The sequence below is a fragment of the Allokutzneria oryzae genome (assembly GCF_042429765.1).
GTDB lineage: Bacteria > Actinomycetota > Actinomycetes > Mycobacteriales > Pseudonocardiaceae > Allokutzneria > Allokutzneria oryzae.
In genome coordinates this window covers 156,470-182,582 of the sequence record NZ_JBHLZU010000014.1, presented here as the reverse complement: position 1 = coordinate 182,582, position 26,113 = coordinate 156,470, and the positions used below count along the sequence as shown (strand labels likewise).

Genomic DNA, 26,113 nt, shown 5'->3' with positions numbered 1-26,113 from the left:
CGACAACGTCACCCCGCCACATCCCCCCACCACACAAGTGAGAAAAGAAGAGGACATTGGACACGTTAGGAAAGAACCAGCGGGGTATGTCCGACCACGTGATCTCGGTGGTCAAACGGCTGCGGCAAGAGGTACCCGAGTGCTTGGCCTCCGGTGTCGTCGACATGGCCACCGGCATGCTCCTGACGTACGAGACCACCGACAGCCACCCGTCGGAGGTGCTCGACCTGCTCGCGGGCGCGACGCTGGACCTGTTCCAGGGCCGCACCGTGACGATGATCGAGGACATCTTCAAGGAGCGCAGGGGCGTCACCAGCTCGGAGCACTACTTCCAGGAGATCCTGGTCAACAGCACCAACCTGACGCACCTGTTCGTCCGGAACAACCAGAACGGCGACGTCGTCGCCGTCGTGGTCTGTCCCAGGTCGGTCAACATCGGCATGCTCTTCGCCGCGACCAGGCGCGTGATCAAGGAGCACGGGGGCCTCTAGCGCCTGTCCCGCAAGTCGTCCCGATGCCCCGACGTGCGCACGCGAGCTGGCTGGCGCGGTCAGGTTCTCGCGTTTTGTCACCTTGATGCGGAAAAGAGCGCTCTCATTTCGCATTAAGCCTACAAAACGCGAAATGAGGGGCGTCGGGTGCGGGGGTCGAGGAGGTGCTGGAGGCGGCGGTGAGGTGGTGTCACCACGTGCACGACACGGCTTAGGCGGTGTTCGGCGTGGGTCCAAGGGCTCCGCCGCACCTCTCGGGACCGTCGCCCGAATCCCTGCCCAGTTGTGTTGTCCCTGAAGGAGTCCTTGACGGCGTCGGAGGCGCTGAGGGGCTCCTTCAGGGCTTTCTCGTCCCCGGACCTCAGCGGCAAGAGGTGGGGTGTCGTGCCGGAGTCCTCGGGGGCTCCGGCTCCGGCGGCATGCGGCCGTTCCGCCGCGACCGAAGTTCGGCTCCTCCGCGATGGTGACGGAGTACCGCGGAGGTCGAGGTCCTCGCGCCGATTGTATTTCCCCTGTATCCGCCTGTGTTTGACTTGATCAACAGTGGGGCGGGTGATAGGTGGGTGCGTTGATTCGGCTGCATCTCAGCTTGGAGTCGTCCCAGGCCGTCAGGTTCGCGGACGGGCCGCTCCCCGTTGTCGAGCTGGTCGGTGCCCTGTGCCGTTTCAGAAGGCTCCACGGGTGGCAGCCACCTCACGCGGTCAAGCCGCTGTTCGACCTGTTCTCCGTGCGGGGTCAGGTGCCCGACTTCCTGCTCTCGCGCCGTCCCGAGCTCGGCGCCGCGCTGGAGGAGCTCGCAGCGGTCCCGGCGGAGCGCATCCGCGCCGAGCTGGCGTTCCACGGACAGCCGCTCGCGCCCTGGGTGCGGGAGCTCGGCGCGGATGACCGTGCCGCGCGGACGATCCTGCTGAAAGCGGTGGAAACGGGTTTCCGGAGCCTCGTGGGGGCGAGGTGGAACGACATCGTGGCCACGGCACAAACCGATCTGGCCCAGCGCGGGCGCGTTCTGCTGCACCAGGGGCTGGCGAAGGCGATCGCCTCGCTTCCGTCGACGATCAGCCACTCCGGGCGGTTCGTGGACGTGGACGGCTCGCTCGACCGAGGCGTGCCGGTGGCGAACGGGCTGGACTTCGTCCCGTCCTGCCTGATGCCGGTGACGCTGGTGATCCCGGCCAGGGCTCGTGAGCCGGTGACCGTGGTGTACCCGGTCCCGCCCGCCACACCGCGGATCCGGCCGGGCAGGCCGAGCGCGGACAGCCTGTCGGCACTGGTCGGTGCCCGCAGAGCGGCCATCCTTCGCGCCACCGCCGTGCCTCGGGGAACCACGGAGCTGGCCGAGCAGGCCGGGGTCAGCCTGTCCTCGGCCTCCGAGCACGCCAGCGCGCTGCGCAACGCCGGGCTGATCCGGACGGTGCGGGCCGGGCGCAAGGTGCTGCACACGGCGACGGATCTGGGCAGCTCACTGGTGACGGCCTGCGACCCGCCCTGACAGTCAGTCGGGCAGCGCGGGAACGCCTTCGGCCCAGTGCCGGGCGCGCTCGAACGGGTAGGTCGGCAGGCTGGCCCGGCGGTGCCGGTCGGGGGCGAAGATCCTCGGCCACGTCGGCGCGACGCCCTGGACCCAGAGCCTGCCCACCGCGGTCAGCAGCGCCTGGCGTGGTTGCTCGGTGGAGACCGCGGGAATGGCCTTCGAGACGTCCGAGCCCGGGCCGAGGACGAGGGCGATCGGGTCGTCGGGCTCTGCCGTCGGCGCGATCCCCCAGGAGGCCAGCGTCCGGGCCAGGCTGTCCTGGAGCCGGGCAGTGGGCGCGCTGTGCTCACTGGCGGCGAGCGCTGCGCGGAACGCCGGTTCGCTCGCGGCGAGGTCGGTGCTGATCCTGGTGGCCTCGTCCTCGTCCAGTGGCTCACGCAGCAGCGTCAGCGGGCGCGGCCGGTCCGGGGACTGGCCGGTGGTGACCGCTGGTCCGGAGAGCGCCGCGATCGCCTCGGCGTGGTCGGTCACGACCTCGATCCGCCGCCAGGGCCACGCGCGACGGCCGAGGGCGAGGGTGAACGCGATGTCCGCCAAGGGCTGGCCGGGTTCGCGTTCGAGGTGGTCGCGCAGCCGGGCCGCGGCCTCGGCCAGCGCCTGCGGGGTGCGGGCGGACAGCGTGAGCAGGTGATGCGAGGACGTCGCCGGAGCACGGTGGTCCTCCGGCGGCTGTTCGAGGACCACGTGCGCGTTTGTCCCGCCGAGCCCGAACGAGCTGACGCCGGTGCGGCGCGGAGTGGTTCGCGCGGGGAGCGTCACCGGGCTGGTGTTGACCGAGAAACCGTTGGTGGCGAAGCCGATGTGCGGGTTCGGACGCTGGTGGTGCGGGGTCGCGGGCACCGTGCCGTGCCGGGCGACGAGGGCGGACTTGATCAGTCCGACGACTCCCGACGCCACGTCCAGGTGGCCGATCGCGGCCTTGACCGAACCGAGCAGGCAGCCGTCCCCGCCTGCGAGCCGGAACGCGCGTTCGAGGGCGTCGACCTCCAGCGCGTCGCCGATCAGGGTGCCGCTGCCGTGCGTCTCGACGTAGTCGACGGTGTCGGCGCCGACCTCCGCCGCCCGGAGCGCCTCCAGCACCACGGCGGCCTGGCCGGTGCCGCTGGGGCTGCGGTAGTCGGAGCGCTCGCCGCCATCGTTGTTGACCGCCCAGCCCCGGATCACCGCGTGGACCCGGTCCCCGTCCTCGATCGCCTCGCCGAGCCGCTTGAGGACCACCGCGCCCACACCGCTGCCGAACACCGACCCGTCCGCGTCGGCGTCGAACGCGCGGCAGCGGCCTGACAACGAGACCAGTCCGTCCTGTGTGGACAGACGAGCCGGGTAGGGCACGGCAGCGCCGCCCGCGAGGGCGAGGTCGCAGCGGAAGTCGGCGAGGCTCTGCGCGGCCAGGCACACCGCGACCAACGACGACGAGCAGGACGACTGCACAGCGAGGCTCGGACCGGTCAGGCCGAGTGCGTAGGAGACACGGGTGGCGACGTGATCCGTCGCGGTACCGGCCACTCCCGCGCCGGGCCACGCGCCCGCGAGCCGGTAGTGCTCGTACCAGCTCGGCGCGACGCTGGCGAAGACACCGGTGTCAGGGCACGACGCCGGGTCCAGGCCCGCGTCCTCGAACGCCGACCACGCGGTCTGCAACAGCAGACGGTGCTGCGGATCGACGCGCGCGGCTTCCTCCGCCGAGTAGCCGAAGAACTCCGCGTCGAACTCGGCGACCCCCGCGAGGTGGCCGAAGTGGCGCACCAGGGCTGCGTTGTCCATTGTGGACTCATCAACTCCGGCGGCCCGGAGCTCGTCGTCGGAGTAGCCGCGGATCGGGTCGAGCCCGGTGAACAGGTTGCGCCACAACGCCGTCGTGTCGGCCGCGCCGGGAACCCGGCAGGCCATGCCCACGATCGCGATGTCCTCGGCGCGGATCTCGCTCACCGCGGCCGCCGTCCCGCCCGGACCGCGTCGCGGCGGGCCATCCGGTCCCCGACCCGGTCGAACGCCGGGGTCGCGGTGGGCCGCTCGGCGGACAGGAAGCGGGTGAGCGCGGTGATGGTCGGGTGGTCGAAGAGGCGCGCCAGGGGGATCTCGACGTTCAGCTCCGCCTCCAGGAGCCGTTTCACCCGGGGAACCTGCGCCGAGTGGCCGCCGAGAGCGAAGAAGTCCGCGTCGACGGCTGGCTCCGGCACGCCGAGCACGGCCGACCACACGCGGGCGACCGCCTCGGGCACATCGCCGGTCGGCCGCGCCGCCCGTGCTCGTTGTGGTGCGGGCAGAGCGCGAACGTCGACCTTGCCGGTGCGGGTGAGCGGGAAGGAGTCCAGGACCACGACCTCGCGCGGCAGCATGTAGTGCGGCAGTGTCCGCGCCAGCGCGTCCAGCAGCGGACCCGGTTCCGGCCGCGCCCCGTTCGGCACCACGTACGCGATGATCTCCGTCGGCCCGGCCACGGCGACGGCTTGCGCGACCGTGGGCAGCGCGCACAGGGCCGCCTCGATCTCGCCGGGCTCCACCCGGTAACCCCGGACCTTGACCTGCCGGTCGGCCCGGCCGAGGTGGACGAGTGTCCCGTCGGGGAGCCTGCGGGCGATGTCCCCCGTCCGGTAGGCGGGCGCGCCGCCGACGGTCACGAACTTCTCGGCGGTGGCGGCCGGATCGCGCCAGTACCCCGGCGCCACGTGGTCGCTGCGCACCGTGATCTCGCCCCGCAGGCACGCACGGCGCCCGGCCGGGTCGAGCAGCACGACCTCGACGCCCGGCAGCCTGCGCCCGACCGGGATCACCTCGTCCTCCACCGGGGCGTCCGGTCCCAGGTGGTGCTGGGTCACGAAACTGATCTCGGTCGCGCCGTAGCCGTTGACGAACACGCAGTCCGCCGCGCACACCTTGCGCGCCCGCTCGACGTCGTCGCGTCGCACCTGTTCGCCGCCGAGCAGGACCGCGCGCATGGCGGGAAGGCTCCGCTCGCCGAGGGAGCCGGTCAGGTAGCGGAACATCGTCGGCGTCGAGTGGTAGACGGTGACCCCGCGCTCGACGAGCACCCGGGCCAGTGCGGAGACGCCGTGGGCCGACACGTCGAACGGCACCACCGCCGCGCCGCTGAGCAGCGCGGAGAACAGGTCGGTCACGGCCATGTCGAAGCCGAAGGAGGACAGCAGGCTTACCCGGTCGGTGGGGCTGATCCGGAAGTTGTCGACGTGGTTGCGGACCTGGAAGAGCACGTTGGCGTGCGTCTGCGTCACCGCTTTGGGCTGACCGGTCGAACCCGAGGTGTAGAGCACGTAGGCGAGGGAGTCGCCGGAGGCGGTGATGTCCTCAGCGAGGAGCGGAGTATCCACAGTGGACAAGTGGTGAACGTTCGGCACGGGCAGCGTGGCGGCGATGGCGTCGTGGTCGGGGTCGCTCAGGAGCGTGGTCGCGCCCGCGTGCTCCAGGATCGCGGCGAGCCGGTCGGCCGGGTGGCGCGCGTCGAGCGGCACGTACGGGCGTCCGGTGAGCACGGCCGCGACGATCGCGACGATCTGCGCTGGACCGTGCGGCAGCAGCAGTCCGACGGGGCCGGAGCCGGAGCGCAGCAGGTTCGCCGTCGCGGCCGCGCGTGCGGCGAGGTCGGAGTAGGTGAGGGACTCTGAGTCGGTCAGCACCGCCGTGGAGTCGGGAAACCGTTGGCACACCTCGGCGAACCGGTGTGCAATGGAAGCCGTGTCGGCGGGAAACGGCATGTAACCGGGATGCTGGGCGTGTGGTCCATCACGGTCCAGTACCGGTGTCCGGTCGCCACGAGCCCGCGTCAGGAGGTCCACAGTGGACGTATCTGGAGCTTCGAGCATCTCGGACAGCACGGTGAGCAGGTCTGCGGAGAGATCCGCGAGCAGGGGCTCCGGCAGGGCGTGACCGCCGGACAGCCACGAGATCCGGTTCTCCCGCAGGGATAGCACGATCTCCAGTTCGCACGGGGTACCGCCCCGGGGGAGCGCCACCGGTCGCAGGCTGAGCGCACCTGCGGTGAGCGGCGCGCCGTCCTCGCCCAAGGCGAAGGCGCGCAGGCTCGGGTCGTCGAGGCCGTCGAGCACGAGGTCGTCGATCACGACCGACACCTCGAACCGGGCGACCGAACCGTGCTCGCGGAGCAGTGTCTCGTACGGCACTTCCTTGTGAGCCAAGGATTCCGACAGGGCCTCCGCGACGTCGCGCAGTGCCGTCGAGACCGGCCGGTCCTGTTCGAGGTCAACCAGGAGCGGGACCGGGTTCTCCGTGTCGCCGACGGCGACAGGCAGGCCGAGCGCCATCACGCCGACTCCGGTGTATCGCCGCAACAGCAAGGCGATCGCACTCAGGAACACCGCCGGTGTCGGCACGTTCAGCTGAGTGGTCACCCGTGAGCCCGCGCCTGTCCGGGAGGCTCCGGGCGCGGCGAGGTCGAGGCGGGGGAGCTGTTCCGGCAGCTGTCGCTGCCGGGCGGCGACCGGCCCGGAGGTGGGGAACGCGGGTGGCGGGTCACCGGCGAGTTCCGCGCCAAGCTCGGCCAGGAACCGGCCGAGAAAGGCGCGCGTGGCGGCGATCGGGTGGACGACGACCAGCAGCACGTGGTCGTCCTCGGCGAGCGTGAGCAGGCGCACCCGCAGGACAGGCGCGGCGGCGAGGTCGAAGGGGTGGCTCGCGAGGCGGACCAGCTCCTCGGGAAAGCCCTCCACTGTGGACTCGGATGCTTCGAAGTCCATAGTGGACGAATTTTCGACAAGGGCGGTGGGTTCGCCGTCGTGGGACGGGTAACGGGTCCGCAGTGCCGGATGGCGGGCGACGATCCGTTCTAGGCAGACCACGAGGTTCGCGCCGTCCAGCGGACCGTGCAACCGCAACGCTCTGGCGGTCTCCAGGCCCAGTGCCGGTTCGAGCTCGTTGCGCAGCCACATCCGCCGCTGCCGGTCCGTGAGCGCCACCGTCACCGTCCCGCCGGTGCGTCGAGCGCCGCGTTCACGGCGGCGGCTATCCCGTCCAGGTCGGCGACCCGGGTGAGCGCCGCGGGCTCGATCGGCAGGAAGTCGGCGGTCGAGTAGGTGCCCGAGGCGTGCAGGACGACCTCGGTGCCCGCCGGGACCAGCTTCCGCTCGATCGCGTTGAGCACCCCGGTCATCGCCATCACCAGCGACCACTCCCGGAGCTCGCGGTGGTCCTCCGGCATCGGGCGCCCGGCGGCGGTCAGCGCGTCGCGGATCATCGCGTAGCGGCCGACGCACTCCCGCCGCGACACGACGATCCCGGTGCCGCCGAACCGGCGAACGAGCGGGTCCATCGTCGCCGAGGTGATCGGCCTGCGGGTGTAGAAGGTCGGTTCGAGCACCTCCGCGGTGTCCTCTGTGGACAGCGGGAAGTGCGGGTCGGTGTCCTGGACGTGGTGGCCCGATTCGGGATCGAGCCGGTAGGCGGGCAGGTTCGCGGGATCGTGGTCGCCGTGCAGCAGGCTCAGCACCATGTCCGGTGCGCCGAGGTGCTGCACGAGCAGGAAACCAGGGCGGTCGGCCACGCTCGCCTGTCCCGTGGACTCCAGCAGCTCCCGCCCGGCGGTGTAGCCGAGCAGCCCGTACGCGCTGGACACCGCGTGCGCGTGCCACCGCCCGCCGCGAGCGGGATCGACCTCGTGCTCGACGAAGGCCCGCGCCGCGTCGGCGACCACGTAGTTGTCCAGGTCGAGGGTGAACCACAGGCGGGGCGAGCCCGGACGAACCTCTTCGCGCCGCACGTACGCGAGCGCGAGCTCCTTCACCTGCTCCGGCCGCGTTCCCTCCAGCAGCAGCACGGGGTTGCGGCGCGCCAGCTCGGGGTCGCTGGAGAGGCGGCCGGAGCGGAACTTCTCCCGCGAGCCGGCCGGGGCCAGTACGACCACTCGCAGCTGGTCGGCCCCGACCAGGCCGGTGGTGATCGCGCGCTCGACGGCGTCGCGCAGGGCGACGCCCTTGTTGGCCGAGGTGGGCGTGAAGATCATGATCGGTTCGCCGGTGCGGCGGATGTGCTCAACCGCCCTGGCGACGATCAGCAGCGAGGCGAACGTCTTGGTGGTGTTGGTGCCGGGGTTTCCGGTCAGGTCGAGCAGCCGGACCGGGTGGCCGCCGACCTCGGCGAGCGGGCCCCAGGTGGCGGTCGCGACCGAGAAGTAGTCCCGCACCGCGCTGTCGAGCTCCGGCAGGGCGAAGCCGGGGGCGAACCGGCCCGGCCGGGTCACCGGGGCGCGGTCACCGACCCGGCGGCCGATCACCGCGTGCAGCCGGTCGTAGTAGTCGGTGATCAGGTTCCGGGACGCGCGGATGGGGGCCGCCATCGTTCCTCCTCGTTCGTGGCCGGTCACGGCGGCGGCCGGTGCGTCGTTCGAATTCTGGTGCGCGCCCGGCAATCTCGATCCTTTCGATCTCGGCTGGCCGAAGGAAGGCGCCGGATATTCGGCAGGGGCGCAGCGTAACCGCGAAACCTATTTGTCGGATGTCGTTTCGGTTCGAGCCGAAAGCATGGACACAGGCGTGTGACCTGGTTCTACTTGCCGGTGACTCGCCGTTTTCGGCGAACCGAGGCCCGGAAAGGCCCTTCCCGCGCTGTATCAATGACATGAATATAAAGGGTGTCGCGGTGTTGTTGTGAATGCTTCAAGTAACGCGGCTACCCCTGTCATCAGATTTCTTGTTCCTAGTGTGTGAGGCGGCATGACAATCGGTGATCGGACGGACACGATGGACACGGCTTCCGGTCCGGCCGTCGAGCCGGTCGCGATCATCGGGATGGCCTGCCGCGTGCCGGGGGCCGCGGACGTGCGCCAGTTCTGGCGGAACCTGACCGCCGGGGTCGAGTCGATCCGCCACTTCGGCCGGGCCGAGCAGCTGGCCGCCGGTGTGCCGCCCGAGGAGCTGGACGATCCCGCGTTCGTCGCCGCCGCGCCCGTGCTGGAGGACATGGAGGGCTTCGACGCCCCGTTCTTCGGGATGAGCCCGCGCGAGGCCGAGCTGGCCGACCCGCAGCAACGCCTGTTCCTGGAGCTGTGCCACACCGCGCTGGAGGACGCCGGGCACCCGCCGGGCAGGGTGCGCGGCGAGGTGGGGGTCTACGGCGGCACCGGCGTCGACGACTACCTCTGGCGCAACATCCGGGGCAACCGGCGGATCTGGGAGTCCGCGGGGCGCGGCCTGGCGATGGTCGGCAACTCGCCCGACTACCTCGCGACCTTCACCTCCTACAAGCTGAACCTGCGCGGGCCGAGCCTGACCGTGCAGACCGCCTGCTCGACCTCGCTGGTCGCGGTCCACCTGGCCTGCGAGGCCCTGCGCAACGGCGAGTGCGACCTCGCCGTCGCGGGTGGCAGCAACGTCGAGCTGCCGCACCGGCGCGGGTACCTGCCCCGCGAGGGCGGGGTGGACTCGATGGACGGGCACTGCGCGCCGTTCAGCGACCAGGCCTCGGGCACGGTCTGGGGCAGCGGTGGCGGAGCCGTGGTGCTCAAGCGGCTGTCCGAGGCGATCGCCGACCGGGATCACGTGCACGCCGTGATCCTCGGCAACGCGATCAACAACGACGGCTCGGAGAAGGTGTCCTTCACCGCTCCCGGCCCGCAGGGGCAGACCGCCGTGATCGCCCAGGCGCTGAGCGTGGCCGGGGTGAGCCCGGCGTCGGTGGGTTACGTGGAGGCGCACGGCACCGCGACCCGGCTCGGGGACCCGATCGAGATCGCCGCGCTGACCGAGGCCTTCGGCGGTCCCTCGCGCGCGGGCCAGTGGTGCGCCATCGGCTCGGTCAAGTCCAACATCGGCCACCTCAGCCAGGGCGCCGGCGTGGTGGGGCTGATCAAGGCCGCGCTCACGGTGGCCCACGGGCTGATCCCGCCCTCGTTGAACGTTCCCGCGCCCCACCCGGACATCGACTTCGCGAACTCGCCCTTCTACGTCAACACGGTCGCGCGGGACTGGGCCGACGACGGTCGGCCGCGCAGGGCCGGGGTGAGCTCCTTCGGCTTCGGTGGCACGAACGCGCACCTGGTCCTCGAACAACCGCCCGTCCCCTCGGCGTCGAGTGCCGGGGATGCCGAGCTGGTCCCGGTCTCGGCCAAGACCGCCAGCGCCCTGCGCGAGGCACTGACGAGGCTGGCCGACCACGTTGCGGACTCGCCGGAGCTGACCCTCACCGACATCGCCCACACGTTGCGGACCGGCCGCGACGAGCACCAGCACCGCGCGGCCGTTGTCGTGAGGGACCGCGAGGACCTCCTCAAGCTCCGGAACCGCCCGCCCGCCTCGACGGTCGCGGACCCCGCGACGAAGGTGGGATTCCTGTTCTCCGGGCAGGGCAGCCAGTACCCGGACATGGGCGCGGGGCTCTACCGCGCCGAGCCGGTGTTCCGCGCCGCGATGGACGACTGCCTGGAACTCGCCCGCGCGGAGCTCGGCACCGACCTGCTGACCGCGCCCTTGGAGGAGACCCGCTTCGCCCAGCCCGCGTTGTTCGCCCTCGGCTACGCGTTGAGCCGCCTGTGGCGTTCCTGGGGAGTCGAACCGGATGCCATGATCGGCCACTCCGTCGGTGAGTACGTCGCCGCCACCGACGCCGGGGTGTTCACCCTGCCCGAGGCGATCCGGCTGGTGTGCGCCAGGGGCAGGCTGATGCAGCAGGCGCCGCCGGGCGCGATGCTGGCCGTCTCGCTGGACGAGGACCGGCTCAGGGAACGGCTGCCCGCCGGGCTCGCCCTGGCGGCGGTCAACGCACCGGGAACCTGCGTTGTCGCGGGACCGGTGGAGGCAGTGGAGGGCTTCGCCGCCGAACTGTCCACTGAGGACATTCAGAGCCGGGGTCTGCGGACCTCGCACGCGTTCCACTCGCCGCTGATGGACGAGGTGCTCCCGGCCTTCCGCGCCGAGGTCGCCGGGGTCGCGCTCCGCCGCCCGGACCGGCCCTACCTCTCCACGCTCACCGGGGACTGGATCACCCCGGAGCAGGCGACGGACCCCGAGCACTGGGTGCGGCAGCTGCGGGAGACCGTCCGCTTCGGGGACTGCGTCCAGCGGCTGCTCGCCACCGGAACCTGGGCGCTGGTCGAATGCGGTCCCGGACGACAGCTCGCGGGACTGGCGCGCATCCGGCCGCGAGGGGAGAAAGGCCCGCAGCCGCTGTCGCTGCCCAGCCTGCCCACTCCCGGCGACAGCCGAGGCGACCTGGACACGCTCTACACCACCGCTGGCCGGTTGTGGGCCGCAGGCGTCGCTGTGCGCGTCGACCAGATCGGCTCCGCTGGGCGGCGCGTGCCGCTGCCCACCTACCCGTTCGAACGCGCGCACCATTTCGTCGAGCCGGACCCGGCGGGTCCCGCTCCTGTGCCGGAGCCCGTCGAGTCCACTGTGGATGAGAGTTGGGTGTCGGTCCCGACCTGGCGGCAGACCGCGCCGCCCGCTCCTGCCGAGACCGCGCCCAGGTGGCTGGTGTTCGGCGACGGACCACTGGTCGCGGCGCTGCGCGACGGCGGTGCCGACGTTGCCGAGGTCGCGGTGGGAACGGAGTACGGCGCGGACGGCGCGGGCCGGTACCGCGTCCGCGCGACCGAACAGGCCGACTACGAGCGGCTGTTCGCGGACCTCACCGCGCACGGCGGAATCCCGGACCGGATCGTGCACGCGTGGCTGCTGGAGGGTGATGAGGATGAGAATCCCCTTCTGGCTCAACACAAAGGGCTGTTCAGCCTGGTCGCGTGCGTGCGGGCGCTCGCGGCAACGCCGCAGGCTCAGGCGGGGCAGGAGGGCGCGATCCGGCTCGACCTGCTCACCCGTGGCGCTCGCGACGTCACCGGTGCCGACCTCGTGCGTCCTGCCAGCGCCACGGTCGCCGCGCTTGCCACGGTGGCTCCGGTGGAGCTGCCGGTCCTCGGTGTCCGCCACATCGACATCGGGCCGGGTGACCGTCCAGCCGCCGGAGCCCTGCTGGCCGAGCTGCGCGCCACGCCGGCCGATCCGGTGGTGGCGCTGCGCGGCGGACGGCGCTGGGTTCCTGGTCATCAGCCCGTTCCTGAACTGTCCGAAGTGGACGAGATGGTGCTGCGCGAGCGCGGCGTGTACCTGATCACCGGCGGCACCGGGGGAATCGGGATCACCGTCGCCGAGCACCTCGCGCGGAGGGTGGCGGCGCGGCTCGTGCTGACCAGCCGCCGAGGACTTCCGCCGGAGGAGAGCTGGGACGAGCACCTTCGGGTCCACGGCGGGGTCGACCGCACCAGCAGGGCGATCGCGGCCATCCGCCGGATGCGGGCGGCCGGCGCGGAGGTCGAGGTCGTCGCCGCCGACGTCGCAGACGCCGAAGCCATGACCGGGGTGCGTGAAGTCCTCTGTGGACGTTTCGGCCGTCTCGACGGCATCGTGCACGCCGCCGGTGTCGCGGGTGGCCGGATGATCGAGGCGTGGGACAGCGCGGAGGCGGAGCGGGTGCTCGGCCCGAAACTGCTCGGCACGGCCGTCCTGCGCTCGGTGTTCGGCGACCTCGCCCCGGACTTCCTGGTGTTCTGCTCCTCGACGACGGCACTGCTCGGCGCGCCGGGACAGGTGGACTACGCCGCCGCGAACGCGTACCTGGACGCCTGCGCGGGTGCCCGGGACGGGTGGCCCGCCCGGCGGCTGTCGATCAACTGGGGGCGGTGGCTGGAGATCGGCATGGCCGCCGAGACCCCGGTGCCGCGCGAGTGGCGGCGCGTGCTCGGCCAGGATGCCGAGCCGTGGACTCATCCGATCCTGACCAACCGCCATCCCGGCGGCGCGAGCTACAGCGGAGCTGTCACCCCGGCAACGCACTGGGTGCTCGACGAGCACCGCCACGCCGGGCGCGCGCTGATGCCCGGTGCTGCCCACGTCGAGCTGGTCCGGGCGGCTTTCGAGGACCACGTGCCACGGCCGTCAACGCGGCACCGCGCCGAACTGGCCGACCTGGTGTTCGTGCGGCCGTTGTTCGTCGCCGACGACGAATCCGCCCACATCCGGGTGTCGGTCCACGCCGACGCTGACGGACACCGCGTCGAAGTGAGCAGCGAGACCGGTGGCGTGCACGCACAGGCCGTGGTGCGGTGGACCGTGCCCGATGCCACCGCACCAGTCGATGTGCGCGCTGTCCGGGTCAGGCACTCCGGGCGGCGTGAGCACTACGAGGGCGAGCGCCTGGCGCGGTCGGGCGGGTTCGCGCTCGGCAGTCGGTGGCGCAGCCTGCGGCACACCACCGACGCCGCCGACGGGACGAGCCGCCTGGCGTGGTTCGAGCTGCCCGAGCAGGTGCTCGCGGAGTCGGACCGGCTGCCGCTGCACCCGGCGGTGCTGGACGAGGTGACCTCGGTGGCCAGCGACGGACAGGGCCGGTACCTGCCGCTGAGCTACGGGAACCTGGTGGTGCACCGTCCTTTCCCGGCTCGGCTGTGGACCTGGGTCCGCTACCACGGCGGCGCTGACCGAGACGGCGAGGTGATCACCGCCGACCTGTCCGTGGTGGACGAGTGGGGTGAGCCGGTGCTGACGATCACCGACTTCGTCATGCGCCGCACCGAGGTCGCCGCCCTCGGCGGGGAGTCGTCCACTGTTGACGACCAGGTCGCCGCCGCCGCCGACGGGATGCGGCCCGGCGAGGCTGTGGAGATCCTCGAACGCCTGCTGGGTGCGGACCTCGGCCCTCGGGCGATCGTCTCCGCCGTGCCGCTGGCACGGATCAGGCGGCGCAACGACGCGATGCTGGCGCACGGGCCCGCCGCCGACGCCGGGGGAGACGGCTCGGAGGACCTGGAGACGACCATCGCCCGGGTGTGGGCCGAGGTGCTCGGGATCGCCGAGGTCGGCGCCGACGAGGACTTCGCTGGCCTCGGCGGGAACTCGCTGACCGCCGTCCAGCTGATCTCCCAGGTGCGCAGGGCGGTCGGTGTCCGGGTGCCGATGCAGGTGCTCTTCGACGCGCCCACGGTGTCCGCGATGGCGGGAGTGGTGGCGCGGATGCGAGGGGAGTCCGGTGGGAACGCGTAGCGCGGAGGAGCACCTGCTCGCGGTTCCCGGTGGTGACTGGCGGATCTGGCGGCCCGCGTTGCTGCGCACGACCGGGTTCCCGGCGGACGGCCTCGCGGCGTTCGCCAGTCCCGAGGCCGCCGCGGTGGTCGACGCGCACCTCGACGGCGAGGCGAGCCGGGAGGCGGCCGAGCGGGCGTTCGCCGAGGCCGCCGGGGACGCCAGCCGCGCGATCTCCGAGGTCGCGGCGAACCCGCTGCTGCGCGAGGCGATCGTCTGGCAGAACCCGCGGATCCTGCGGGTGGCCGACGACCTCACGCCCACGGCGGAACCGCCGCGGCTGAACGCGCGGCGCCGCAAGGACGAGGCGTTGCTCGCGCGCTACTGGCAGCGCTACTGCGCCAAGGTCGAGACGATCGGTTTCTTCGGACCCGTCTGCTGGGTCGAGATCACCGACGGTCCCGACGTGGTGAACGCCTCGGTCGGTCCGAACCTGGTCCGCGACCGCGCGACTCACCTGGAGTACTGGGTGCTCGACGCCTACGCGCGACGGCTGGCCGAGAACGGCGAGATCCGCGCATGGCTGCCCCTGCGGCTGCCACCGCACGTCAGCCTCGACGGGAACCTGCTGCTGCACCCCACCCAGCCCGCCAGGACCCTCACTCCGCAGCAGGCGGAGCTGCTGGCCCACTGCGACGGCCGTCCCGCTCGGGAGGTGCTGGCCGCGCTGGCAGACCGGGTCGCGGGGCGGGCCGAGCTGGAGCGGATGCTCGCCGACCTGCACGACCGGGAACTGGTGTCCTGGGGCATCGGTCTTCCGCTCGACTACACGGCGGAGTCCGTTCTGCGCCAAGGGATTCTGGCGATCGGTGACCCGGAGCTCCGGCAAGAGGCGCTGGCAGGGCTCGACCGGCTCGACCGGGCGCGGGCCGGGGTGGCGAAGGCCGCGGGTGACGCGGAGGCGCTGCTCGCCGCCCTCGGTGAGCTGGACGACGCGGTCACCTCGGTCACCGGGAGCGCGCCGCGCCAGCGGCACGGCGAGATGTACGCGGGACGAACTCCCTGCCACGAGGACACCGTCCGCGATCTCGACCTGAGCTTCGGAACCGGGCTGTTGAGCGGTTTCGGCCCCGCGCTCACCGGGATGGCCCGGCTGGCGCGCTGGCTCACCGCCGCGCTGGCCGAGGCCACCCTGGTCGGTCTCCGGCGGCTGCACGCCGACCTCGCCGAGGACGCGGGCGACCGTGAAGTCCCTTTTGGACAGTTGTGGTACCTGTCGCGCGGCATGTTCTTCGGCGAGGACGAGAGCCCGGTCGCGGCCGTGCTGACAGACTTCGGCAGACGGTGGGCGGCGCTGTTCGGGCTCGACGCCCTGCCCGAAGGGACGCGCGACCTTCAGCTGGACAGTGCCGGACTGGACATCGACGGCTTGTTCCCCGCGGAAGGCCCCGGGTGGCCGGGAGCACGCGTGCACAGCCCGGACCTCCAGCTGTGCGCGGAGGACCTCGATGCCTTGCGCCGTGGGGAGTTCTTCGCCGTGCTCGGCGAAATGCACGTGTCGTGGCCGACGTTCGACTCCGGTGTCACCGTCCGGGTCCACCCCGACCCGGAGTGGCTGCGCGCCGCGCTGCGCGAGGACCTCGGCCCCGGCCGGGTGCTCCCGCTGTTCCCGGTGACCTGGCCCCGGGTCACCGCGCGCGTGGCCCGCTGCCTGGACAACGCCAGCGACCGGCAGCTCGGTTTCGTCGCCGCGCCCGGAGCCGATCCCGAGCGGCTGCTGCCGATCGCGGCCCTGACCGTCACCGAGCGGCAGGGCGAGCTCCTCGTGCGCGGCCCCGGCGGGTTCGAGCGGCCGGTGGTCGAGGTGTTCGCCGAGATGCTGATGATGCGGGCTGTGGACGCGTTCCGGTCGGGGACCGCGCGGCCGCACACGCCCCGGATCACCGTGGACCGGCTGGTCGTCTGCCGCGAGAGCTGGCGGACGACCGTGGCCGCGACCGGCCTGGTCGAGGTCACCGGGTACTGCGAGCAGTACCTGGCGGTCCGGCGCTGGCGACGTGAACTCGGCTTGCCCGAACGGGTTTTCGTGAAGCTCGCGACCGAGGGCAAGCCCCTGTACGTGGACTTCACCAGTCCGCTCTACGTGTCGGCGTTCTGCCAGGCGCTGCGCGCGGCGGCGCGGGCAGGCGGGGAGGTCGCGCTGACGGTCACCGAGCAGCTGCCCGGACCGGAGCACGCCTGGCTGCCCGACGCGGAGGGGCGCCGGTACCTGTCGGAGCTGCGCGTCCAGCTGCGGGACCCGGAGGTGTGCCGATGACTGTGCCGATGACTGGGCCGACCCTGCTCCCGCAGCGCGTCCTCGCCCACGCCCGCCGCTCACCCGATGCGATCGCCGTGCGGCAGTGGGACCGGCGGCTGAGCTACGGCGAGCTGGTCGCGGCGGCGAGCGCGCTGGCGGGGACCTTGCGCGGTCGCGGCATCGGACCCGAGACACCGGCCGGCGTGTGCCTGCGGCGGACGCCCGACATGGTGGTCGCGCTGCTCGGGATCATGCTTGCGGGTGGGGTGTACCTGCCCTTGGAGCCGTCCCACCCGCGCCGCCGCCGGGACGCGGTGCTCGCCGACGCGCGGGCCGCGCTCGTGATCGTCGATGACGACGGCGAGGAGGCGTTGGCGCACAACGCCATTCCCCGGATTCGACTCGGCGGTGCTTCCAGTGGGGCGGAGCCGGTCGCGCTCACCCCGGCGAACCTGGCTTATCTGATGTACACCTCGGGCTCGACGGGGGAGCCGAAGGGCGTCGCGCTCGGGCACGGCGGCCTGGTCGCCCACCTGGACGCCGCGGCCGAGCGGTTCCGGCTCGACGCGAGTGCCCGCGTGGTCTCCTTCTCCGCTTTCGGCTTCGACGTCTCCATCCACGAGATCGGGCTCGCGCTCAGCCTCGGCGCGGAGGTGGCGGTCGTCCCCGACGCCGACCGCCTCGACCCCGCCCGGCTCCAGGAGTTCCTGCGCGCCCACGACATCGAGTACGCCAACCTGCCGGTCTCGGTGCTGCCACTGATCGACCCGGACGCGCTGCCCGCGTTGACGCTCATCGGCACCGGGTCCGAGGCACCGGGTCCGGAGCAGGTCGCGCGGTGGACGCGCTCCGGCCGCCCGTTCATCAACTGCTACGGGCCGACCGAGGCGACCGTGATGGTGTCCTGCTTCGAGGCCGACGGCGAGTGGGACAGACCGATCCCGATCGGCCGCGCGTTGGGCGAGCACCAGCTCCACGTGGTCGACGAGCGACTGCGCCCGGTGCCCATCGGCACTCCCGGAGAGCTGCTGATCGGCGGAGTCGGTCTCGCCCGCTGCTACGTCGGACGTCCCGGCCTCACCGCGCAACGGTTCGTCGCCGACCCGTTCGGTACTGGCGGGCGGGTGTACCGCACCGGAGACCTCGTGCGCCGCAACGCCCAAGGAGACCTGGAGTTCCTGGGGCGGCTCGACCGCCAGGTGAAGATCCGTGGCCAGCGGGTGGAGCTGGGCGAGATCGAGACCGTGCTGCGGGCGCACCCCGAGGTGGGGCACGCGGTCGTGGACACGGTCCCCGGTCCGCGCGGCCCCGAGGTGGTCGCGTTCTGCGTGCCCGCGACCGTGGACCCGGCGGCCCTGCGCGAACACTGCGCCGGACGCCTGCCCGCGGCGATGGTTCCGGCTCGGGTGTTCTGCCTCCCGGAGCTGCCGCTGCTGTCCTCGCACAAGGTCGATCTGCGCAGCCTCCGGGAGATGGTCGTGCGGGACACCGAACCCGTCAGTGGTCCCAGCCGGTCGCTGTCCGATGTGGTGGCCCGCGTGTGGCGGGAGTTGCTCGGCGGTGGGGAGGACTTCTTCGACAGCGGTGGGCATTCGCTGATCGCGATGACCATGGTGGCGGCCCTGCGCGCCGAGCTCGGTCGCGACATCGGCGTCGGCGACATCTATGACAGCCGCACCCCGGCGCGCCTCGCCGCCCGCGTCGCGTCGGCCGCGCGGCTCGACGAGGTCGAGGTGACCACCGGGCACCGGCCCGCGCTCTCGCCGGGGCAGCGACGACTGTGGCTGCTCGACCAGCTCGCCCCCGGCTCGGCCGCGTACAACACCCCGATGGCGCGGCGACTGCGGGGACCGGTGGACCCGGAGGCGCTGCGTGCCGCGCTGCACGCGGTCCTGGTGCGCCAGGACGTGCTGCGGTGGCGTTTCCCGGCCGACGGCGGTTCGCCCCGAGCGGTGATCGACGCGCCGAGCCTGGTGCCGCTGCCGGTCGTGGACGTCACCGCCGAGCAGGTGACAGCCGAGCTCGACGCTGAGGCAGTGCGGCCGTTCGACCTGGCGGGCGGTCCGCTCGTGCGGGCACGGTTGCTGCGGCTCGCGCCCGAGGAGCACGTCCTCGCGATCACCTTCCACCACGCGGTGTTCGACGGCTGGTCACTGGAGCCGTTCTGCCGGGACCTCTCGACCGCCTACGCGTCCGTCCACAGTGGAGAGACGGCCGATCTGGAGCCGCTCCCGGTCGGCTACGCCGACTACGTCGCCTGGCGCCGCGAACGCGACCGGCAGTGCTCCGCCGAGGACCTGGCCTGGTGGCGTGATCACCTGGCGGGCGCGCCGACCGTGGTCGATCTGCCCCGCGACCGTCCGCGCCCACCGGCGCAGACGCACCGAGGCGCCCTCGTGCGCGGTCGGCTCGAAGCCGGGGTCACGGCGGCCGTCGAGACGTTGGCCGGGGAGCTGAACACGACGTCCTCCGTGGTCCTGTTCGCCGCGTTCGCCGAGTTGCTGCACCGGATCACCGGCCGCGACGACGTGGTGATCGGAACTCCCGTCGCCGATCGGGGCCACGTCGCCTTCCATGACCTGGTCGGGTTCTTCGTCGAGATCGCCCCCTTGCGGTGCCGGGCCGATCGCGCGCGGAGCTTCGCCGACTCGGTCCGCGTCTCCGCCGCCGAGTTCGTGGCGGCACTTGAGCACCCCGCCGCTCCGCTGGAGCGGATCGTCGGAGAACTTCGCGTGCCCCGTGAGTCCACTCGCGGCCCGCTCGTGCAGGTGTTGTTCAACGTCTACGGCTTCGCGCCGGGAGAGCTGGTGCTGCCCGGTGTCACCACCGAACGGTTGCCCGCCGGTCAGCCCGGCGCCGCGTTCGACCTGACCGTCTATGTGGAAAGGCACGCGGACAGTTTCGCCGTTGACCTGGTCTACGACCGCGAGCTTTACGACGCCGACCGGATTAGTGCGCTGCTCACCGCGTACCTGGAGCTGACTGCGACGCTGGTCGCGGCACCCACCCGTGCCGTAGGTCAGGCGGTGCTGGAGGACTCCCGGCTCCGCGCGGGCCTCGTCGACGAACCGGGAGCGGGCAGCCGACCGCCGGTGACCGGACAGGACCGAGCCACCTGGAGCACCACCGAGCGGGAACTGGCCCGGCTGTGGGCAGAGGTGCTGGAGGGGGACTTCGGTGCCGAGGACAACTTCTTCGACATCGGCGGCACCTCGTTCTCGCTTTCCTTGCTGCACGGGCGGATCTCGCGGCGTTGGGGCGACCGGGTCCGCCTGGTGGATCTCTTCCGCTATCCGACCGTGCGCGCCTTCGCCGCCTTCCTGGACGGCGAGGCCGGGGACACCGCGCTGGAAGCGGCCGACCGACGTGCCCGTGCTCGCCGCTCCCGCGCGCGGGCCGGGGGCCAGACGCGAGGAGCGCGACCATGGGCCTCCCAGTAACACTCGTCTTCCCGCCCTCGGCGGACCCGTCACTGCCGCACGGCGCGCTGCCGCTGCTGGGCGCCGTGCTCCGCAGGGCCGGGCACGACGAGGTCGAGCTGCGCGACCTGAACCTGGAGGTCTTCGACCAGCTCCTGCGGCCGGAGCCGCTGGCGCGGGCGGCCGAGGGGCGGCACCGGGACGTGGCGATCGACGTCGTCACGAACATCACCGAGGCTCGACGCATCCTGCGCGACCCGGTGGACTTCTACGACCCGGCGAAGCTGCTCTACGCCAAGCGGATCTTCCACCTGGCCGGGGACCTGATCACCGCGGGTCAGCCGGAGTCGAGCTTCGGCAAGTACTCCTACTCCTCGGCGAGCTATGACAGCTACGAGGAGGTCGCGCACGCGGTCGACACCGAGACCGGGCCGCTGGGCGCCTGGTACCGGGACGTCGCGGTCCCGTCCCTGCTGGCGCGCAAACCCCGGGTGATCGGGCTGTCGGTGCCCTACTTCTCGCAGTTGGTCCCGGCGTTCCTGCTTGCGGAGGAGATCCGCAGGCAGGACCCCGGCGTGCACATCACCTGTGGTGGGCCGGTGATCACCTGGGGCAGGGAGGTGCTCACCGCGGACCCGCGCTTCGGCCGCTGGCTCGACTCGTTCTTCGTCGGGGAGGCCGACGAGACCTTCCTGGAGTTCGTGGACGCCCTGGCCGAGGACCGGGACCTCGGAAAGGTGCGCAACGTCGTCCGCTACGTCGGCGGCGAGGTCCGCGAACAGCTGGACCCGACCTACCAGCTGCACCTGGACTGGCTGCCCGCGCCCGACTACACGATGCTGCCGCTGGGCGACTACTTCGCGCCGAAGCGGGTGATCTGCATGATGCCCACGCGCGGCTGCTACTTCAACCGCTGCGCGTTCTGCAACTACGCCTTCATCAAGCTGGCGCCGTACCGGATGCGCTCGCCGAAGTTGATCGCCGAGGACGTGGCGGCAGTGGTGCAGGCCACCGGTGAGGACGTGTTCTCCTTCGAAGCCGACGTCATGCTGCCCATGCACCTGCGGTCGCTGTCGGAGGCGCTGCTGGAGCGGCAGGTGGACATCAGCTGGCACGGTGTCGCGCGCTTCGAGAAGGGCTTCACGCCGGAGGTGTTCGCCACGATGCGCGAAGCCGGATGCGTGCGGCTCTACATGGGACTGGAGAGCGCCAACGAGCGGGTGCTCAAGGCGATGGACAAGGGCACGACCCCCCAGCGCATGGCCGAGATCCTCGCGATGTGCCACACGGCGGGGATCTCGGTGGAGGCCGGGGTGTTCAGCGACTTCCCCTCCGAGACCGCGGCCGAGGCGGAGGACACCTACCGGTTCGTCCACGAGCACCGGCACGTGATCGGCAGGGCCGACGCGGGCACCTTCCGCCTGCTCAAGGGCGCGCCGATCGCCGACGAGCCGGAGCTGTACGGGATCACCGTCCGGGACGAGCCGTCGCAGAGGTGGTACCACCTCGACTACGAGGAGCGGACCGGCGTGAGCACGGGGCTCGCCGAGCGGATCCAGCGGCTCTACCCGGAGGTCGCGCTGGTCGACGTGCCGGAGGACATCCTCTACATCGCCGAGTTCGGGCCGAACGAGTTCCGGCGGTTCTTCGACGGGCAGAGCCCTTGTGGGGAAACGGAGATCCCGCACGACGCGACGGTGTCGCTTGCCGAGGGCGTCGAGCTGCACCGCGTCCTGGTCGCCAACTCCGGCGCGGTCCACTTCGACACCGGCTCTTCCGACACCGGCTCCGAGGAGGGGCACGCGGGCTTCGAGCGCTCGCACCTGGCGATCACGATCGCGGTCGACCGGAAGGGCTCCCGCGTTCATCCCCTGGGCGAGGACGAGGAGGAGCTGCTCCGTAGACTCGCCGAGGGGGACACGTGCGTGGACGAGTTGGCGTCCACAGTGGACAAACTTGTGGCGAGGGGGCTCGTGGCGGTGCGGAGCGTGGGGGATGCGTGATCCGGACACCAGGGGGCCGGGCAGGTATCTGTGGTGGCTCGTCAGGTGTCAGCCGGGCCGGGTGCTGCGCGGCGGGGTGATCAGCGCGGTGTGGATGGGCTGCCTCATGCTGCCACCGCACTTCCTCTCCCGTGCCGTCGACGAGGGACTGCGCGACGGCAACACCCAAGCCCTGATCACCTGGGCGGCGGCGATCGTCGGAGTCGGAGCCGTCAACGCGACGCTGGAGACGCTGCGGCATCGCACGATGACCCACGTCCGCCTGGACGCCACCTTCCGCACCGTGCGGGCGCTGGTGCGCCGGACCGCGCACCTGGGCGCGACCTTGCCGAGGAAGATCTCGGCGGGGGAGGTCGTGAGCATCTCCTCCACCGACGTCATGCGGATCAGTTGGGCTCTGACGGTCACCGGCCCCGGTTTCGGCGGTGTTGTCGCCTACATCGTGGTCGCGGTGCTGCTGTTCTCGGTGTCGCCGACACTGGCGCTCGTGGTCCTGCTGGGCGTGCCACTGCTCGCCGTCCTGACCGGACCGTTGCTGAACCGGCTCCAGCACGTGGAGACCGAGTACCGGCGCCAGGAGGCGGCGCTGACCACGCGGGCAACGGACATCGCGGGCGGGCTGCGGGTGCTGTGCGGGATCGGCGGGAAGGACCGGTTCGTCGCCGGTTACCGACGCGCCTCACAGGACCTGCGCGGGGAAGGCAACCGGATCGGCGCCGTGATCAGCTGGATCCAGGCGCTCGGAGTCGGGCTGCCCGCGCTGTTCCTCGGTGCGATCACGTGGATAGCGGCACGGATGACCGCGGCGGGGGAGATCACGATCGGCGAGATGATCGCCGTCTACGGCTACGTCGCCGTGCTCGTGGTGCCGGTGTCCTTCTTCATCGAAGGCGCGGGGGACCTCAGCCTCGGCCTGGTGGCGGCACGACGGGTGGTCCGGGTGCTCCGGCTGGAGCCGGAAGTCACCGACGAGCCGGGGACGCAGGCGGGGCCGACGGAGCCGGAACCGTTGTGCGACCCCGAATCCGGGCTCGACGTGCCCGCAGGGCACCTGGTGGTGATCGCGGCCGCGAACACGACCGAGGCAGTCACGATCATGGAACGCCTCGCCAGGTTCACGGAGTCCGACGCGCGATGGGGTGCGGTTCCCCTGCGGCGCATCGCACTCGCCGAGCTCCGGCACCGCATCGTGCTCAGTGACGTGGACGGCTACCTGTTCGCCGGCCCGCTCCGAGACACCCTCGCCGCCGACGGGAACGACAAGGCGATACTGGCCGCCCTGCACACTGCTGCCGCCGAGGACGTGGTGGCGGCGCTCCCGGACGGCCTGTCGTCCACTGTGGACGCCAAGGGGTGGAGCCTCTCCGGAGGCCAGCGGCAGCGGCTGCGGTTGGCACGCGCCCTGCTCGCCGACCCGGACGTGCTGCTCCTGGTCGAGCCCTCCTCCGCCGTGGACGCGCACACCGAGGCCCTGATCGCCGACCGCCTGCGTGTCCGACGGCGAGGCCGGACCACGGTGGTGGCGAGCAGCTCACCACTCTTGCTGGCCAAGGCCGACCTCGTGGCCTTCCTCGTCGATGGCCGTGTCGTCGCGTCAGGAACGCATTCCGAGCTGTTGGAGCGCGAATCCGCCTACCGGGCACTCGTCTCACGCGGAGGTGACGTGTGACCGCCACATCGCTTCCCGTGGCAGACAGCCGTGCCGTGCGCCGCGTGAGCTGGCAGCTGCTCCGCAGCGAACCGCGCGCCGTCGCGGTGATCGTCGTGCTGAACTGCATCGCGGCAGCGCTCGGACTCGCCAGTCCATGGCTGGTCGGCGAGATCGTGAACCGGGTCGTCGCCGGGGCTGCTGTGTCTACTGTGGACATTCTTGCGGCGGCGATCGTGATGTTCGCCCTGGCGCAGATGTTGGTCACGCGGTTCGGGCGGTACGCGGCGTTCCGCTACGGCGAACGTGCGCTCGCCAGGTTGCGGGAGAGGTTCGTGGACGACACGCTCGCGCTGCCCGTGTCCGTGGTGGAGCGCGCTGGCGTCGGCGATCTGATCACCCGCGGCTCCAGCGATGTCGCCCAGGTCGGCGGAACCCTGCGCGACGCGGTTCCGGACCTGTTCGTCTCGATCGTGCAGGCACTGTTCATCCTCGGCGCGGTGTTCGCGTTGCACCCGCTGCTGGGCTTGTGCGCGCTCACCGGAGCACCGCTGATGTGGTTCGTCACGCGCTGGTACCTGAAGCGGTCCCGCGTGGCCTACCTCGCGGAGGGCCAGACCAACTCCGAGCTGGCCGAAACCATGGCTGCCACCGCGGAAGGCGCGCGGACGGTGGACGCGTTCAGCCTGCACCAGCAGCGGATCGACGCCGCGGAGCGCACGATCGCTGCCTCACGCGATGCGAGAATGCGGACGTTGGCCCTGCGCAGCGTGTTCATCCCCGGCACCGTGTTCGCCCACAGCATCCCGGTGGCGGTGGTCCTGCTCGTGGGCGGCACGACGGGGCTGAACCTCGGAGCTGTGATCGCGGCGAGCCTGTACATGTGGCAGCTCGTGGATCCCCTTGACCACGTGCTGTTCTGGCTGGAACGACTGCAGAGCAGCGGGGCCTCCCTGGCCCGGATCGTGGGCGTGGCCGAGGCCGCCACCGTCGAGAAGCCAACGGAGGCAACACCGGTCGACGACCGGATCGAGGTCCACGGCGTGCGCTACGCCTACCGGGGCACCGACGACGTCCTGCACGACCTGGAACTCACGGTGCGCCCCGGTGAGCGGCTGGCGATCGTCGGACCGTCGGGGGCGGGCAAGTCCACGCTCGGCCGGTTGCTCGCGGGCACGGAACCGCCCCGAACGGGCAGCGTCACCGTCGGCGGAGTAGCTGTGCACCGCCTCGGGCCGCGCCGGATCCTGCTTGTCACACAAGAGCACCACGTGTTCGTCGGAACCCTGCGGGACAACCTGGCGATGGCCGCGCCGACCGCCACCGACGAGCGGCTCACCTGGGCGCTGGAGGTGATCGGGGCCGACTGGGCGCGGACCCTGCCGGACGGTCTCGACACCGAGCTCGGAGATCCCACGCAGACGCGCCTCGATCCCGCGCAGGCGCAACAGGTCGCGCTCGCCCGAGTCCTGCTCGCCGACCCGCACACGGTGATCCTCGACGAGACCACCGCGATGCTGGACCCGACTGCGGCCCGCCAGGTCGAGCGAGCGCTCGCGGCCGTGCTGGAGGGGCGAACCGTGATCGCGATCGCGCACCGGCTGCACACCGCCTACGACGCGGACCGCATCGTGGTGATGGAGCACGGCAGGATCGCCGAAGTCGGTGGGCACGACGATCTGCTTGCGGCACAAGGAACCTACGCCGCGTTGTGGGACTCGTGGCACGTCCGATGACCGGTGCGGGCGGACCATCACCTCCGGTCGGGTTGCCGTGGTGGAAAGCCGTGGGACTTCTCCAGGACGGGGATCGGGTGGCGCTTCCGCCGTGTTTGGGAAGCGCCAGCGGTGTCCACGTCGAGCCGCCCCGCGTACCTGATGGCACCCCCTGACCTGTACTGACCCTTCGTGGCGCAGACTGGCATCTGCCCTCACCCGAATGGCCCTCTTGTCAGTGCCCGTTCGCACGCTGGCCGTCCGGGGATGTCGAGGGGGGATCGTGGGCGAGCTCGGGGACGTCATCGCACGCCTTCGCGGAGTGCTGGACCAGTGCGGCCAGGTCCAGGGTGATCTCAGCCATCCAGCTCCTCAAGGACATGAAGGCCCGCCGGATTCCGGTAACAGCCTCGGATGTCGAGATGAAGTTGGCCACCCACATGCGCAAGCACGCTGGTAGGCGTGATCTTGCCCAAGGGGTACACGCTGACCGTGTACGGCGCCGACGGTTTTTACGAAGAGTACGAAGGAGGGAAGACCTCATCGTGGCTGCCTTAGACGTGTACTACGCCCGAGGACACGGCGACAACCCGATCACGGTCAGCACGCCGGACGAGGTAGACGCGCTGATTGACCGCGTGCGCGCCGAGTCGCCCGAGACCGCGCCGATCCTGATGGAGGTGCACATCTCCGGCGACCCGTACACCCAAGGGCTGGACGTGGGCATCAACGGCGACCGCGGTGTGCTCCGCTACAGCGGCCGCGACTGGCCCGAAGGCGTCTACAGCACCGGCGACGGCCTTGCCGAGGGCAAGCCGCTGGCCTACTTCTACATGGACACCTGCACCGAGTTCCCCCCGAACGCAGAAGTGCCCGTGGACACCGTGCGGCAAGCCGTGCGGGACTTCCTCGCCACCGACGGCGACCGTCCCTCGGGCATCGTCTGGCAGCCGGAGCGGTAGCCCGGCAACGGCCGAGCACCACCCGCATTCGCCCGGTCGCCGCTTCTCCGGTCGGGTTGCCGTG

General features: G+C 71.6%; 14 protein-coding genes. 10 read left to right on the top strand and 4 right to left on the bottom strand.

Translation table 11 applies throughout. From position 1 onward, the window contains the following. Positions 1-56: 56 nt before the first annotated feature. Positions 57-491, top strand: a complete 435-nt coding sequence (locus tag ACFFQA_RS16970) for a hypothetical protein (RefSeq protein ID WP_377852930.1) — start codon at positions 57-59, stop codon at positions 489-491. A gap of 568 nt (positions 492-1,059) precedes the next feature. Beyond that, on the top strand, positions 1,060-1,980 hold the full coding sequence (locus tag ACFFQA_RS16965) for an ArsR/SmtB family transcription factor (protein ID WP_377852929.1): 921 nt from the start codon (positions 1,060-1,062) through the stop codon (positions 1,978-1,980). 3 nt (positions 1,981-1,983) lie between these two features. Here ACFFQA_RS16965 and ACFFQA_RS16960 read toward each other — a convergent pair whose 3' ends face one another. The 3 genes from ACFFQA_RS16960 to ACFFQA_RS16950 are packed head-to-tail and all read right to left on the bottom strand — an operon-like array spanning position 1,984 to position 8,329. Continuing rightward, the gene (locus ACFFQA_RS16960; protein WP_377852928.1) at positions 1,984-3,951 is read right to left on the bottom strand and encodes a beta-ketoacyl synthase N-terminal-like domain-containing protein; all 1,968 of its coding nucleotides are present in this window, start codon (positions 3,949-3,951) and stop codon (positions 1,984-1,986) included. After that, positions 3,948-6,959 carry a non-ribosomal peptide synthetase gene (locus ACFFQA_RS16955; protein ID WP_377852927.1) on the bottom strand — a complete coding sequence of 1,004 codons (3,012 nt, stop codon included), beginning with the start codon at positions 6,957-6,959 and terminating at the stop codon, positions 3,948-3,950. Before ACFFQA_RS16955 ends, ACFFQA_RS16960 begins: the two co-directional genes overlap by 4 nt. Beyond that, on the bottom strand, positions 6,956-8,329 hold the full coding sequence (locus tag ACFFQA_RS16950; protein WP_377852926.1) for a DUF6002 family protein: 1,374 nt from the start codon (positions 8,327-8,329) through the stop codon (positions 6,956-6,958). Before ACFFQA_RS16950 ends, ACFFQA_RS16955 begins: the two co-directional genes overlap by 4 nt. On the opposite strand from ACFFQA_RS16950, the gene ACFFQA_RS16945 reads away from it, so the two are divergent. The 7 genes from ACFFQA_RS16945 (at position 8,316) to ACFFQA_RS16915 (ending at position 25,108) form a co-directional block, all read left to right on the top strand. Next, positions 8,316-8,531, top strand: coding sequence for a hypothetical protein (locus tag ACFFQA_RS16945; RefSeq protein ID WP_377852925.1), 216 nt, complete (start codon positions 8,316-8,318; stop codon positions 8,529-8,531). The genes ACFFQA_RS16950 and ACFFQA_RS16945 overlap by 14 nt on opposite strands. Positions 8,532-8,705: 174 nt before the next feature. After that, complete coding sequence (locus tag ACFFQA_RS16940) at positions 8,706-14,024, top strand: type I polyketide synthase (protein ID WP_377852924.1); 5,319 nt, start codon at positions 8,706-8,708, stop codon at positions 14,022-14,024. Continuing rightward, positions 14,011-16,320: a lantibiotic dehydratase gene (locus ACFFQA_RS16935; RefSeq protein WP_377852923.1), complete on the top strand. Its 2,310-nt coding sequence runs from the start codon at positions 14,011-14,013 to the stop codon at positions 16,318-16,320. Before ACFFQA_RS16940 ends, ACFFQA_RS16935 begins: the two co-directional genes overlap by 14 nt. Further along, positions 16,317-19,742 (top strand): non-ribosomal peptide synthetase, encoded by a 3,426-nt coding sequence (locus ACFFQA_RS16930; protein ID WP_377852922.1) that lies wholly within the window; start codon positions 16,317-16,319, stop codon positions 19,740-19,742. The genes ACFFQA_RS16935 and ACFFQA_RS16930 overlap by 4 nt, the downstream gene beginning before the upstream one ends. Further along, on the top strand, positions 19,727-21,724 hold the full coding sequence (locus tag ACFFQA_RS16925) for a B12-binding domain-containing radical SAM protein (RefSeq protein WP_377852921.1): 1,998 nt from the start codon (positions 19,727-19,729) through the stop codon (positions 21,722-21,724). Before ACFFQA_RS16930 ends, ACFFQA_RS16925 begins: the two co-directional genes overlap by 16 nt. Continuing rightward, positions 21,717-23,393, top strand: coding sequence for an ABC transporter transmembrane domain-containing protein (locus tag ACFFQA_RS16920; protein WP_377852920.1), 1,677 nt, complete (start codon positions 21,717-21,719; stop codon positions 23,391-23,393). The genes ACFFQA_RS16925 and ACFFQA_RS16920 overlap by 8 nt, the downstream gene beginning before the upstream one ends. Before the next feature lie 44 nt (positions 23,394-23,437). Next, complete coding sequence (locus tag ACFFQA_RS16915) at positions 23,438-25,108, top strand: ABC transporter ATP-binding protein (RefSeq protein WP_377852919.1); 1,671 nt, start codon at positions 23,438-23,440, stop codon at positions 25,106-25,108. 214 nt (positions 25,109-25,322) lie between these two features. Here ACFFQA_RS16915 and ACFFQA_RS16910 read toward each other — a convergent pair whose 3' ends face one another. Next, positions 25,323-25,451: a hypothetical protein gene (locus ACFFQA_RS16910; protein ID WP_377852918.1), complete on the bottom strand. Its 129-nt coding sequence runs from the start codon at positions 25,449-25,451 to the stop codon at positions 25,323-25,325. Between the two features lie 181 nt (positions 25,452-25,632). Here ACFFQA_RS16910 and ACFFQA_RS16905 point away from each other — a divergent pair, with 181 nt between their 5' ends. Continuing rightward, positions 25,633-26,049, top strand: a complete 417-nt coding sequence (locus ACFFQA_RS16905; RefSeq protein WP_377852917.1) for an Imm1 family immunity protein — start codon at positions 25,633-25,635, stop codon at positions 26,047-26,049. Positions 26,050-26,113 lie beyond the last annotated feature (64 nt).